Here is an 11,832-nt window from a genome sequence, read left to right as displayed (position 1 = left end):
GCCCCCCCCCGGGCCCCCCCCCCCCCCCGCCCCGGGCCGGGGGGGGGGGGGGGGGCCCCCGGGGGGGGGGGGCGGGGGGGGGGGGGGGGGGGGGGGGCCCCCCCCCCCCCCCCCCCCGGCCGGGTCACGGGTGGGTGGCCGTACTCCTGGCCGGTGTGCCCGGCTCGTGCCGGGGGACGGCTGCCGGGCGGAGACTCACACGGGTGATCTGGGGGCCGCAGTGGGGCAGCGTCCCGGTGCTGGACTGGGAGATGAACCGGATGACAATGTCGTCTTCCCGGGCGGTGAACTGCCGGGACCGGGCGGTCCAGGCGGGCTGGCGACCGGTGCCGGACGGCCGGTAGGTGACGGCGCGGGTATCGCCGATCACGAGCTGGTACGGCTGGTCGTCGGCGTTCTTGTCCGCGCAGCTTTGTTTTTCCGGATCGAAGCCGGTCGGGTCCTGCGGGGCTCCGGGCCAGGTGTCCGGCGCGTCCTGCCAGGTGAGTTCGTAGGTCTGGCCGGCTGTGGTGGCGATGCTCTGGCTGATGGCTCCGTTGTGGGAACCGGTGAGGTCGGCGGACTGCGCGTCGTCGAGGCGGGCCAGGGAAGGGCTGTAGAGGTCGATGTCGTCGCGGGTGAGCGACCAGTGGGCCGGGCCGTGGGCGGAGTCGCCGGTGACGCGCAGGTAGCTGCCGGCAGGGGCGGTCGGGTCGGTGAAGGTGCCGTTGCGGACGGACGGTTCGGCGACGGCCGCGGTGCTGTGTCCGGTGAGTTGGCTCGTTGTGACGAACAAGGCCGTTGCGACGAGCAGACAGGTGGCGGCAGCGGTGTGCTTCAAGCTGGTTCTCCTGGACGGGCGGGGCGCGCTGTCATGCGACAGCGCGCCCGTCGCGTGCGTGCGGACTGCGCGGGGTCAGTTGTTGCCGCTCCTGAGTTCCTTCAGTGAGACGTGGGTGATCATCGCGCCGCAGTGGGCGGGGGCCACGTTGTTGTCGGAGGCGGAGATGAACTGCACGACCGTGTCGTCCGCCGTGGCGGTGAAGTCCAGGGGGTTGGGGTCCGGCGGCTGCCAGGACGAGGTGGGGGTGTAGGTCTTGGTGCGCTGCCCGGTGACGGCGACCTGGTACTTCTGGTTCTCGGCGGGCTTCTCCCCGCACCCTTCCCAGCTCTCGGTGCGCTCCTGCCACGTCAGCCTGTAGCGGGTGCCGTCGTTGAGGTGGACGACTTGCCTGATGGTGGCTTTGGGGCCACCGGTGAGGTCCGCGGCCTGGGCGCCGCCGGCGCCCGCCTCGTGTTCGGAGAAGATGTGCACCTCGCCCGCGGTGACCTCCCAGGGGGTGATGGGGGCGTCGGTGTCCGCGTTGAACGCCTTGAGCCGCTGCTCGCGGGTGACTCCGGGGCTCAGGAAGCTGCCGTTGTTGATGAGGTTGGGCCCGACGGGGGCTGCCGCGATCCGGTGGGGAACGCCGGCGTGTGCCTGCGTGAGGGGCACGGTCAGGAGCGTCGCGGCGATCAGGCCCACGGTTCGTGAGGTGAACGACATGCGGTGTCCTTCCTGTGAGGAGAGCTGATCGCGGTCACGCACCTCACGGATGGTGACCGCGTGCTTCCCGCGTTCCCTCCACTTCGCACACCCCACTGCTTGTCACTCGTTCGGGGCGCTCCGAAGGGGAGCACCAGCGCGTGACCAGTGCGCACGTCACGTATCGGCGTGCGCCCGCGCGCAAGGAAGCGGAACACGTGCTTCCATGCGCGGGGCGTCCAGGGCATCGGGCCGCTTCGGCAGACGGCGCAGTGGACAGAAGAACGGACGACTCGTCCTGGACGTGGCGGGGGTCGACCACGGATGACGGAGCCCGCATCCACGTACAGAAGTACACGGGCGCCAACGACGTCGGCCTCGTCACACCCAAGACATCATTCATGGCGGTCAGTAGACGCTCCCCGGAGCCGGCCGCCCGCGGTGATCCGCGTGACATCATCCGTGCATGGACAGCGAGCTGGAAGTAAGTGCTCTGGCGATCAACGTCGTGATCCCGCAGGCGCTCCGCTGGACGGACACCCGACGCGGTGAAGCGTTCACGCTGACGACACTCAACGTCCGGCTTCTCCCGGACGGTCACCTCGCCGTGAAGGCCTACGGCAGGCCGGTCGGTGGCGGTCGGGGCGCCTACGTCGCGTTCCCTGTCCCCGACGAACCCGAACTGGCGGCCCTGGTATCCGACGCCGCCAGCCGTGCCGGAGCGTTGTGGGCCGCCCATCGTGGTCTCGGCTGATCCGAGGTGACCGGCGTCTGGACTCGGCCCGCTCCTACGGCATGACGACGACGACTTTGCCGGCCTTCGCCCGTCCCGTTTCGACGTACTCCATCGCCTGGAGGGTTTCCTCGAACGGGAAGACGCGGTCGACGACGGGGCGGATCTTCCCGGTGTCGACGAGGGCGGTGAGTTCGCGCAGTCGGTCGCCGCTGGCCTTCATGAACAGGAACGAGTACGTCACACCGCGGCGCTTGGCGTTGCGTCGGGTCTTGAAGCTGAGGGCGGTCATGGCCAGGCGGAGGATCGGATTCACGCCCAGTTCGCGGGCGAAGGCCGGGTCGGGCGGGCCCGCCACGCTGATGGCCGTGCCGCCGGGCTTGAGAACGCGCAGGGACTTGGCGAGGTTCTCGCCGCCGAGGCTGTCGAGGACGACGTCGTAGCCGTCGAGGACCTCTGCGAAGTCCTGGGTGCGGTAGTCGACGACGACGTCCGCGCCCAGGTCCTTGGCCACGTCGACCTTGCCGGTGCTCACCGTGGTGGCCACATGCGCTCCCAGCGCCTTGGCCAGTTGGACGGCGATGGAGCCGAGGCCGCCGGCGCCCGCGTGGACGAGGACCTTCTGGCCCGGCCGCACGCGTGCCCGCTCGACCAGTGCCTGCCATGCGGTCAGGGCGACCAGGGGAAGAGAGGCGGCCTCGGCCATGGTGAGGGCGGCCGGTTTGGGTGCCAGGTCGTCCTGGTGGACGGCGATGAGTTCGGCGAAGGTGCCGATGCGGTCCTTGTCGGGCCGGGCGTAGACCTCGTCGCCCACCGCGAAGCGGGTGACGGAGGCGCCGACCCGGACGACCGTCCCTGCGAGGTCGTTGCCCAGAACGAGCGGGAGACGGTAGGGCAGGAACGTCTTGAAGTCTCCGTTGCGGATCCTGAGGTCCAGCGGGTTGACGCCCGCCGCGTGGATCTTGACCAGGACGTCGTCGGCACCTGTCCGCGGTTCGGCTGTCTCGGCGGCGCGCATCCCGGACTGGTCGCCGTACTTCTCGACCACGAAAGCCCTCATCGTCGTCTCCGTTCCCTCTCCCGTCCGTGCGAGGCCGGGGTCTCCGCTCGCCCCGGGCTTCTCCCGGGGCGAGATGGTTCGTGTCTTCTTCCGGCCGTGGCGCGGGCGCACCGCGGCCTCGGCAGCGTTCCTCCGTCAGGCCACCGGCACGACCGGGGCGGTGACGCGGTCGGCGGCGCCTCCCCGGAGGCGGTCCAGGGAGGCGATGATCCCCTCGTGGGGCACGCCGAGCGGTACCGCGCCGACCTCGGCCAGGCGGGTGTACTGCTTATCGGCCAGCCGGACGTCGAGGGCGCCGAGGCAGCCGTCGAGCTGGGAGGGACTGCGCGGGCCGACTACCGGGACGAGCGTGGCCACGGAACGGGCGGCGCGCTCGCGCACCCAGGCCACCGCCTCCTGCGCGGGTGTCACGCGGGGGTGGCGGGGGGAGCCTCAGTCCGTGTGCGGCTGGGGTGCCGCGGACAGTGTGTTCGGCTGGGATGCCGCGGACAGGCTCTGCTTGACGTGCCGGCTGGTCTCGTCGGCCAGGATCTCGGGCAGGCCGGTCTCGATGCCGTGCAGGGCCTGGGCCGCGACGTCGGCGGCAGCGACCTTCTGATCGGCGGGCACGCCGGCGGCCATGTCGGTGTCCATGTAGCCGACGTGCAGCGCCGATACGGCGATCCCGCGCGGTGCCAGCTCCTCACGGGTCGCGTCGCTCAGCGCCCAGGCGGCGGCCTTGGAAGCCGCGTAGGAGCCGAGTCCTGCCGGGTGGAACCAGGACAGCGCGGACAGGACGTTGAGTACGGCGCCGCCGCCGTTGCCCTCGATGACGGGGGCGAAGGCGCGGGTCGCGGCGAGCGGGCCGAAGAAGTTGGTTTCCATCTCCCGGCGCACCTCGGCCACGTCGCCCCCGATCAGCGTCGCGCCGGTGGAGATGCCCGCGTTGTTGATCAGCAGTGTCGCGTCGGACGCCACGCGCGCGGCCTCTCGTATCGACGCCTCGTCCGTGACGTCCAGCCGCAGCGGGATGACGCCCGGCACGTCGACCGTCTCGGGGCGCCGGGCCGCGCCGTACACCTTCGCGCCGCGCTCGACGAGCCGGGCGGCCAGGTGGCTCCCCAAGCCCCGGTTGGCGCCGGTGACGACCGCGACCGCGTTGTTCAGCTCCATGCTCGCTCCTGGTCGTGGCGGGCACCGTCGGTCACCCGCACAAATAGATTATGCAGGCAATCTAAACATGGGTCTACGATAGATGCCAGTCGACATCCAAGCGGGAGGTGGTCATGGGCCGCGTATCACAGGCACAGGCGGAGGAGAACCGCCGGCGGGTGGTGGACACCGCATCCCGGCTGTTCCGCGAGCAGGGCACGCAGGTCAGCGTCGCCGACCTGATGAAGGCGGCCGGTCTGACCCACGGCGCCTTCTACAAGCAGTTCGCCTCCAAGGAGGCGCTGGTCGACGAGGCCACCGCGCACGCCTTCGCCGAGCTCGCCCAACGCCACCGCGCCGGGCTGGAGCGGTACGACGGGCAGCGCGCCGCCGCCCAGCGGGCGCTGATCGACACCTACCTCTCCGCCGAGCACCGCGACGACCCGGCGGACGGCTGCCCGGTCGCCGCCCTCGCCACCGACATCGCGCGCGAGGGCGGGGGACACGAGGCCCGTCGGGTCTACGCCGAGGGCGTGGCCGACTTCGCCGATTTCCTGGCCGGTGACGACCAGGACGGCATCGTCCGCCTCTGCACCCTGTTCGGTGCGCTGGTCCTGTCCCGGGCCACCAAGGGCTCCCCGCTCTCCGCGGAGATCCTCGCCGCCGGGCACGCAGCCTTGACGGGAACAGGCTGATCACACGCGGCCGACATCGCCGTGTCAGCACGGGCAGGGGTGAACCGCAGTGCTCGAGGTGAGCGGCCGGCCGCCCTGACGGGTGATCGGCTCGATACGTTCCTCGACGCCCCCCCGGCTCACAGTCGTACGCCCGGTCGACGGCACCCGGCCGGGCCGGGGCCGGATCAGCACCGCCAGTCGTGCACTGGCGAGGGCCGGTGGCGCCGAGACGGGCGCAGCGGCTGTCACGGTCCGCGCCCCATGGCGCTGGGCGGCGGCTCCGGGCGTTCGGGTGCGCCCCGGTCAGCGGCGGATGAGACCGAGGTCGGTCGCGGTGGCGACGGCGGCGGTGCGGGAGTCGACGCCCAGCTTGGCGTAGATGCGGGTCAGATGGGACTTGACGGTGCCCTCGGTCAGGTGGAGGCGCTTGCCGACGGCCTGGTTGGACAGGCCGTCGGCGACCAGGGCCAGGACTTCGGTCTCGCGCCGGGTCAGGGCGGTGCCGGGGGCACGCAGCCGGTTCATCAGCCGGTCGGCGACCGTGGGCGCCAGCGTGGTGCGTCCGGCGGCCGCGGTGCGTACGGCGGCGGCCAGGTCCTCGGGCGGGGCGTCCTTGAGGAGGTAGCCGGTGGCGCCGGCCTCGATCGCGGGCAGGGTGTCGGCGTCGGAGTCGTAGGTGGTGACGATCAGCACGCGGGGCGCTCCGGGCCGGGCGGTGATCTGGGCGGTGGCTTCGGCGCCGCCCATGCCCTTGCCGAACTGCAGGTCCATCAGTACGACGTCGATGTCCCCTTCGGCGGCACGGATGACGGCGTCCTCGGCGGTGGCGGCTTCGGCCAGGACGACGAGGCCGGGTTCTGTTTCCAGTACGGCGCGCAGTCCGGCCCGTACGACGGGGTGGTCGTCGGCCAGGAGCAGGCGGATGGGCGCGTTTCCGGTCATGGGCGGGCCTCGGGCCGGATCTCGGCCGGCGGGGTGAGGGGCAGTCGGGCGGTCAGGGAGGTGCCGTGGCCGGGGGCGGATTCGATGGTCAGGGTGCCACCGAGGGCGTTGACGCGGGCGCGCATGGCCGCCAGTCCGAAGCCGCCCGCCTCGGGGCCGGGGGCGGGCAGCCGCTCGGACGAGAAGCCGTGTCCGTCGTCGACGACCGACACGGCGACGTGGTCGGCGAGATAGCTGAGGGTGACCTCGGCGGTGGTGGCTTGGGCGTGCTGGACGGTGTTGGCGAGGGCGGACTGGGCGATGCGCAGCAGCGCGACCTCGTGCGCGGTCGCAAGCGGGGCGCGGACGCCGGCGAGGTGGAAGCGTGCGGTGAGGCGGTGGCGGGCGGACGTGGTGGTGCACAGCCGTTCCAGGGCGCCGGCCAGGGTGGTGCCCTCCAGTGTGGGCGGGGTGAGGGCGGCGACGAAGCGGCGGGCCTCGGCGAGGCTGTCCACGGCTGCCTGGCGTGCCGCGTCGACATGGCGGGCCGCGGTGTCGGGCCGGCCGGGCAGGGCGCGTTCGGCGGCGCGCAGCAGCAGTTGGATGCTGGAGAGCCCCTGCGCGAGGGTGTCGTGGATCTCGCGGGCCAGCCGCTCGCGTTCGGCGAGGACGCCGGCGGTGTGCTGGGCCTGGGCGAGGTCGGCCCGGGTGGCGGTGAGCTCCTCGATCAGCCGCCTGCGTTGTTCGCTCTCGTGGTACAGGGCCTGGTAGCCCCACACCACGGCGATCGCGACGGCGGCACCGAGCGCGGGACCGATCGCCACGGCCGGGCCGAAGGAGCCGGTGTGGGCGGCGAAGCCGGCGATGGCCGCGGCGGCGGTGACGGCCACCGCCGCCGGGCCGAGGCGGCGGGACAGCAGGTGGAGCTGGAGGAAGTACAGCGGGAAGGCCACCCATACGGCGTCGGGGGTGAGGGCCAGCAGCACCAGCCAACAGGCGCCCACGGCGGCCAGCCACACCGCGGCGGTCCGCCGTGAACGGCGTACGCCCGGCAGCGTGGGCCCGAGCGCATACACCAGGCCGCACACCGCCGCCGCGGTGACGGTCCACCCGGTGTGCGGCCGGTGGTCGGCCACGGCCCGGCCGACGGCCAGGGCGAGCAGGCCGCTGATCAGCAGGTGCAGGCACCAGGCCAGGGCACGGGTGGTCGGGGTCAGGGCAGGAGCGGTGTTCACAGTGCGTCCCAGGTTACGGAGGCCGGCGCCCCGGGGCCTCCATCGAAAGTCAGAACCCGGTTGCCGTCTTCCGGTCCGCCAAGTGCCCTCCTGCGCCAGACGCGCGCGCAGGGGGTCGGCGGCGACGGTGGGGTCATACCGCTTCCACCGCTGGAAAGGACAGGCCGAGGCCGTGTTCGTCGCCTGGAGAGACCTGAAGTTCGCCAAGGGGCGCTTCGCCCTGATGGGAACCGTCATCGTGTTGATCACCCTGCTGGTCGGGCTGCTGTCCGGGCTGACGGCCGGACTGGGCCGGCAGAGCATCTCGGCGATCACGTCCCTGCCCGCCGACAAGATCGCCTTCCAGGCTCCCAGCGGCGGTCAGGACCTGTCGTACTCCGCCTCCACCGTCACGCAAGCGCAGTGGAGGAAGTGGTCCGAGGCGCCGGGTGTCGAAAGCGCCGAGCCGCTGGGGATCACCACGTCCAGGGCCACCGCGGGAGACAGAAGTACGGGTGTCTCGGCCTTCGGCGTCGAGCCCGGCTCCCGCCTGGCCCCGGACAGCGACAAGATCACCGGCAGCGCGGTGGTGCTGTCCACCGCGGCCGCCGACGACCTCGGCGTCAAGGCCGGCGACGCTCTGACCCTGGCAGGCCGGCAGCTGACGGTGGCCGCCGTCCAGGGCGAGGCCCACTACAGCCACACACCGGTGATCTGGACCAGCCTGGACACCTGGCACAAGACCGCGCCGCCCACTGGCACCGCAGAAGGCCCGACCGCGACCGTCATCGCCCTGAGCACCACCTCCAAGGCTGATACGGCCGCCATCGACCACCAAGTCGGCACCAAGACGGTCTCCACTGACGACTCGCTGTCCGCGATCGGCTCCTACACCTCGGAAAACGGCTCCCTGCAACTGATGCGCGGCTTCCTGTTCGCCATCTCCGCCCTCGTCATCGGCGCCTTCTTCACCGTCTGGACCATCCAGCGCAGCGGCGACGTAGCCGTCCTCAAGGCCCTGGGCGCCTCCACCGCGGGCCTCCTCAAGGACGCTCTTGGCCAGGCAGTCGTCCTGCTCGCCGGCGGCACCATGATCGGCACCGGCATCGCCGCAGCCCTGGGCGCACTCGTGGCCGGCTCCGCCGTACCCTTCCTCCTCGCCCCCGCCACCGTCCTGCTCCCCGCGGCCGTGACGATCCTCCTCGGGGCGCTCGGCGCCGCCCTGTCCATCCGCCGCATCACCTCCGTCGACCCGCTGGCCGCCCTGGGGAGCACCCGATGAGCCTGATCCTGACCGACATCACCCTCACCTACCCCGACGGCGACACACGCCTGACCGCCCTCGACCAGGTCAGCCTGGAGGCCCCCAAGGGCAGCCTGACCGCCGTGGTCGGTCCCTCCGGCTCCGGCAAGTCCAGCCTCCTGGCGGTCGCCGCCACCCTGATCACCCCCGACACCGGCACCGTCACCCTCGACGGCACCTCCACCACCGGACTCAGCCGCGGTGAACTGACCGCACTGCGCCGACACAGGATCGGCATCGTCTTCCAGCAGCCCAACCTGCTGCCCTCCCTCACCGCCGCCGAACAACTCCAGGTCATGGCCCGGATCGACGGCCGCAAACCCCGCACCGCCCTCACCCGTGCGATGGAACTCCTCGACGCGGTCGGTCTGGCCGACCAGGCCGGCCGCCGCCCCCACCAGCTCTCCGGCGGCCAGCGCCAGCGCGTCAACATCGCCCGCGCCCTGATGAACGACCCCACCGTCCTCCTGGTCGACGAACCCACCAGCGCCCTCGACCACGAACGCGGCGCCGCCGTCATCGACCTCATCACCCGCCTCACCCATCAGCGGGCCACCGCCACCATCCTGGTCACCCACGACCACACCCACCTCACCGCCGCCGACCAGATCGCCGAAGTCCGCGACGGACGCCTGCGCCTGCCGGGCACGCGGCAGCCGATCAGCACCGGCAGCGCGCCGGTCCCGAGCCCCGGGGAGTGACTCTCCCCGCACTCACCGCCCGCCCGCGGACCTCCCGCGGCGGCGGTCCCGCGCTCGGTCGGCCGCAGTCGCCCCGGCCCTGGAAACGCGTCGGCCGGGGCAATCAGGTCACCGCTCTGCGTACTTCCGAGGCGATTCCGCGGGACGCCTCCGTCACTCCTGGAGGGACGATTCGCCCGGCCCGCCACGGTCGACGCCGGCTACGTCAGCCGCCTGTCTTGCCCCGCCGGACATGGAGAAGCGCCTTTGACTGCCAGGCAGAGATGTGATGTGCCGGCTATCCGGCCGGTCTCAGCGCCCGTGCGAGCGCGTCGACGGTCACGCCGACGATCGCCCGGAGTTGCTCCGGGCTCGACCCGGCCCTGCCCATCACCGCGAGGGACTGGTTCACGGCCGCTATGTGTACGGCGAAGTCCTCGGCGTTCTCGTCGGACATTCCGCCGGCCTTCAGCGCGGTGCGCAGGCGCGGGCGCTGGAGGCCGAACAGCTCTTTGACGTGCTCCGCGACGCTCGGGCTCAGCGCCGGACTCGCCATGACCGACTGGGCCATCAGGCATCCATCGGGCACGGCGGGATCGGCGATGCGCCCCAGGGTGACGTCGAAGAACGCACGGACGGCGGCGACGGGGTCCTCGGCCGCGCACGAGAGGGCGGCGTCGAACTTGTCGCCGTAGCGCGTGGCGTAGCGATCCAGGCAGCGAAGGAAGAGCGCGTCCTTGTCGCCGAGCGAGGAGTAGATCGAGCTGCGGTTCAGGCCGGTCGCCCTGGACAGGTCGTCGAGCGAGGTGTCGGCGTAGCCGGAGCGCCAGAACTGGATCATCGCGGCGTCGAGCACCGTGTCCATGTCGAACTGTTTCTTGCCTGCCATGCGGCCCATCCTCCCATCTTGAACTGATCGGTTCAAGACGTGCTAGCGTCGCATCACGGTCCACCCGCCTCGATGGAGGATTCCCATGACCAACCCCGTCCCCGCCCTGCCCCTGCACGACCTGGCCGGATTCACGCACCGCTGGGTCGACGCCGACGGCGTCCGTCTGCACGCCGTCGAAGGCGGCCGGCCGGACGGACCGGCCGTCGTCCTGCTCACCGGTTTCCCGCAGACGTGGTGGGCCTGGCGGAAGGTCATGCCCGCTCTCGCCGACCGGTTCCGGGTCATAGCGCTCGACCGGCCGGGCCAGGGCCATTCCGAGCATCCGGAGCTCAGCTACGACACGCACACGGTCGCCGCGCACACCCAGGCCGCCGTGAACGCTCTCGGCGTGGGGGACTACTGGCTCGCCGGGCACGACATCGGGGCCTGGGTCGCCTTCTCCCTCGCCCTGAACTACGAGAGCCGACTGCACGGGGTCGCGCTGCTCGACGCCGGAATTCCCGGTATCACCATGCCGGAAGCGATCCCCCTCGACCCGGCTCTGGCGTTCAAGACCTGGCACTTCGCGTTCCACGTGGTGCCCGGCCTTCCCGAGACGCTGATAGCCGGCCGCGAGCGGGAGTACATCGGCTGGTTCCTGAAGACCAAGTCCCTCGCGCCCGACGCGTTCGAGGAAGCGGAGCTCGACCACTACGGCGCGGCCCTCGCCGTCGACGGCGGCCTGCGCGCCTCCCTCGCCTCCTACCGCGACGCCGCCGAGTCCGCGCGCAAGAACCGCGCGGCACTCGAGCAACGGCGACTGACCGTGCCCGTCCTCGCCATCTCCAGCAGCCACGGCTCGATCCCGGACATGGCGGCCTCCCTCAGCCCGTGGGCCGAGAACGTGACCGGCGTCATCGTGCCCGACGCCGGTCACTACATCCCCGACGAGCAGCCCGAGGCCGTCACCGCCGCCCTCACCGGCTTCTTCACCGGCCGTTAGCGCTCTGGCAGGAGCGCGATCCCCGTTGCCGTCGGGAGCCCGCCGGTTACGCGCCCGCCCCGCGCGCCCACGGACGTGCCGTGCACCGCCCGCCGCCCCGCTTGCGCAGTCGGTCCCGGCCGGCGAGCTGGGTCATCCTCGCCCGCGAAGGTCCCAGCCTGCCGCGTATCCAGGCGTCCAGCCCCAGCCGCTCGCCGACCGCCCTGACCCGCACCGGGCCGTCCGCCTCCCGCACGATCGCCAGGACTTGCGGGAGGCGCCGGACCGCCCGCCCTCGTCGGCCGCGTCGCCGCGGTGCGGGACGAGCAGGACTGTCCGCCCGGCCACCTTCGCCGGCACCGCCCGCGAAGCCGGCGCCGCCGACCCTGAACAACCCGGCAGGCAACTCGCGCTGCTCATCGACGGCGCCGCGGCCCGTACCCGTGTTCTCAAAGCGCGGCTCCTCGAGTCCGCCCTGGGTGTCGAGCTGCCCGCGTACGCGGCCTCGAAGCACGGCGTCCTCGGCATCACCCGCGCGCTGGCCAACGCATGGTCCCGGCACGGGATCCGGGTCGAAGCCATCGCCCCCGGCTACACGGTCACCGACCTCACCCGCGCCCACCGGGAAGACGCCGGCCGGGCCGCGACGATACTGGGCCGCATCCCGGCAGGCAGATGCCGGGCGTGAACGCGATGGCGGCCTCCCGGGCGGCGAGACCGACCACACCGTTGACCGCCGGCGGGGGCCGGTGCCGG

Annotated in this window: 14 protein-coding genes; 6 read left to right on the top strand and 8 right to left on the bottom strand. The window is 72.3% G+C overall.

The window, feature by feature from the left end; translation table 11 throughout:
* Window positions 1-124: 124 nt before the first annotated feature.
* Both ACH4OA_RS02105 and ACH4OA_RS02100 read right to left on the bottom strand, forming a co-directional pair.
* Entirely contained in the window at window positions 125-820 is a 696-nt protein-coding gene (locus ACH4OA_RS02105; protein ID WP_397967175.1) for a DUF642 domain-containing protein, read from the bottom strand.
* A 75-nt stretch (window positions 821-895) separates the two neighbouring features.
* Window positions 896-1,525 carry a DUF642 domain-containing protein gene (locus ACH4OA_RS02100; protein ID WP_397967173.1) on the bottom strand — a complete coding sequence of 210 codons (630 nt, stop codon included), beginning with the start codon at window positions 1,523-1,525 and terminating at the stop codon, window positions 896-898.
* A gap of 445 nt (window positions 1,526-1,970) precedes the next feature.
* Between ACH4OA_RS02100 and ACH4OA_RS02095 the strand changes: the two genes are divergently transcribed.
* Window positions 1,971-2,258 carry a hypothetical protein gene (locus tag ACH4OA_RS02095; RefSeq protein ID WP_365875242.1) on the top strand — a complete coding sequence of 96 codons (288 nt, stop codon included), beginning with the start codon at window positions 1,971-1,973 and terminating at the stop codon, window positions 2,256-2,258.
* 34 nt (window positions 2,259-2,292) lie between these two features.
* On the opposite strand, the gene ACH4OA_RS02090 is transcribed toward ACH4OA_RS02095, so the two are convergent.
* From ACH4OA_RS02090 to ACH4OA_RS02080, 3 genes are all read right to left on the bottom strand, one after another.
* A complete protein-coding gene (locus ACH4OA_RS02090) occupies window positions 2,293-3,297 on the bottom strand; it encodes an NADP-dependent oxidoreductase (protein ID WP_397967171.1) in 1,005 nt (334 codons plus the stop codon).
* 135 nt (window positions 3,298-3,432) lie between these two features.
* Window positions 3,433-3,708 (bottom strand): hypothetical protein, encoded by a 276-nt coding sequence (locus ACH4OA_RS02085; protein ID WP_397945602.1) that lies wholly within the window; start codon window positions 3,706-3,708, stop codon window positions 3,433-3,435.
* A 21-nt stretch (window positions 3,709-3,729) separates the two neighbouring features.
* On the bottom strand, window positions 3,730-4,449 hold the full coding sequence (locus ACH4OA_RS02080; RefSeq protein ID WP_397967170.1) for an SDR family oxidoreductase: 720 nt from the start codon (window positions 4,447-4,449) through the stop codon (window positions 3,730-3,732).
* Window positions 4,450-4,562: 113 nt separating this feature from the next.
* On the opposite strand from ACH4OA_RS02080, the gene ACH4OA_RS02075 reads away from it, so the two are divergent.
* Window positions 4,563-5,123: a TetR/AcrR family transcriptional regulator gene (locus ACH4OA_RS02075; protein WP_397935242.1), complete on the top strand. Its 561-nt coding sequence runs from the start codon at window positions 4,563-4,565 to the stop codon at window positions 5,121-5,123.
* A 285-nt stretch (window positions 5,124-5,408) separates the two neighbouring features.
* Here ACH4OA_RS02075 and ACH4OA_RS02070 read toward each other — a convergent pair whose 3' ends face one another.
* Window positions 5,409-6,047: a response regulator gene (locus tag ACH4OA_RS02070; RefSeq protein ID WP_397935240.1), complete on the bottom strand. Its 639-nt coding sequence runs from the start codon at window positions 6,045-6,047 to the stop codon at window positions 5,409-5,411.
* Window positions 6,044-7,261 carry a sensor histidine kinase gene (locus ACH4OA_RS02065; protein WP_397967168.1) on the bottom strand — a complete coding sequence of 406 codons (1,218 nt, stop codon included), beginning with the start codon at window positions 7,259-7,261 and terminating at the stop codon, window positions 6,044-6,046. The genes ACH4OA_RS02070 and ACH4OA_RS02065 overlap by 4 nt, the downstream gene beginning before the upstream one ends.
* A gap of 172 nt (window positions 7,262-7,433) precedes the next feature.
* Here ACH4OA_RS02065 and ACH4OA_RS02060 point away from each other — a divergent pair, with 172 nt between their 5' ends.
* Window positions 7,434-8,522, top strand: coding sequence for an ABC transporter permease (locus ACH4OA_RS02060; RefSeq protein ID WP_397935236.1), 1,089 nt, complete (start codon window positions 7,434-7,436; stop codon window positions 8,520-8,522).
* Window positions 8,519-9,244, top strand: a complete 726-nt coding sequence (locus ACH4OA_RS02055) for an ABC transporter ATP-binding protein (protein WP_397935234.1) — start codon at window positions 8,519-8,521, stop codon at window positions 9,242-9,244. Before ACH4OA_RS02060 ends, ACH4OA_RS02055 begins: the two co-directional genes overlap by 4 nt.
* 277 nt (window positions 9,245-9,521) lie before the next feature.
* On the opposite strand, the gene ACH4OA_RS02050 is transcribed toward ACH4OA_RS02055, so the two are convergent.
* Window positions 9,522-10,112: a TetR/AcrR family transcriptional regulator gene (locus ACH4OA_RS02050; RefSeq protein WP_397967165.1), complete on the bottom strand. Its 591-nt coding sequence runs from the start codon at window positions 10,110-10,112 to the stop codon at window positions 9,522-9,524.
* An 85-nt stretch (window positions 10,113-10,197) separates the two neighbouring features.
* Here ACH4OA_RS02050 and ACH4OA_RS02045 point away from each other — a divergent pair, with 85 nt between their 5' ends.
* The gene (locus tag ACH4OA_RS02045; RefSeq protein ID WP_397935232.1) at window positions 10,198-11,097 is read left to right on the top strand and encodes an alpha/beta fold hydrolase; all 900 of its coding nucleotides are present in this window, start codon (window positions 10,198-10,200) and stop codon (window positions 11,095-11,097) included.
* A 247-nt stretch (window positions 11,098-11,344) separates the two neighbouring features.
* Window positions 11,345-11,764 (top strand): SDR family NAD(P)-dependent oxidoreductase, encoded by a 420-nt coding sequence (locus ACH4OA_RS02040; RefSeq protein ID WP_397935230.1) that lies wholly within the window; start codon window positions 11,345-11,347, stop codon window positions 11,762-11,764.
* Window positions 11,765-11,832: the final 68 nt, after the last annotated feature.

This window comes from Streptomyces sp. NPDC017095, from assembly GCF_044332325.1.
GTDB lineage: Bacteria > Actinomycetota > Actinomycetes > Streptomycetales > Streptomycetaceae > Streptomyces.
The sequence above is the reverse complement of the archived record's forward strand: the minus strand, read 5'-3'. Positions and strand labels throughout refer to the sequence as shown.

Coding starts and splice junctions, on each gene's coding strand:
- ACH4OA_RS02100 (WP_397967173.1), bottom strand. CDS start 1,525: ATGTCGTTCACCTCACGAACCGTGGGCCTGATCGCCGCGACGCTCCTG.
- ACH4OA_RS02095 (WP_365875242.1), top strand. CDS start 1,971: ATGGACAGCGAGCTGGAAGTAAGTGCTCTGGCGATCAACGTCGTGATC.
- ACH4OA_RS02090 (WP_397967171.1), bottom strand. CDS start 3,297: ATGAGGGCTTTCGTGGTCGAGAAGTACGGCGACCAGTCCGGGATGCGC.
- ACH4OA_RS02080 (WP_397967170.1), bottom strand. CDS start 4,449: ATGGAGCTGAACAACGCGGTCGCGGTCGTCACCGGCGCCAACCGGGGC.
- ACH4OA_RS02075 (WP_397935242.1), top strand. CDS start 4,563: ATGGGCCGCGTATCACAGGCACAGGCGGAGGAGAACCGCCGGCGGGTG.
- ACH4OA_RS02070 (WP_397935240.1), bottom strand. CDS start 6,047: ATGACCGGAAACGCGCCCATCCGCCTGCTCCTGGCCGACGACCACCCC.
- ACH4OA_RS02055 (WP_397935234.1), top strand. CDS start 8,519: ATGAGCCTGATCCTGACCGACATCACCCTCACCTACCCCGACGGCGAC.
- ACH4OA_RS02050 (WP_397967165.1), bottom strand. CDS start 10,112: ATGGCAGGCAAGAAACAGTTCGACATGGACACGGTGCTCGACGCCGCG.
- ACH4OA_RS02045 (WP_397935232.1), top strand. CDS start 10,198: ATGACCAACCCCGTCCCCGCCCTGCCCCTGCACGACCTGGCCGGATTC.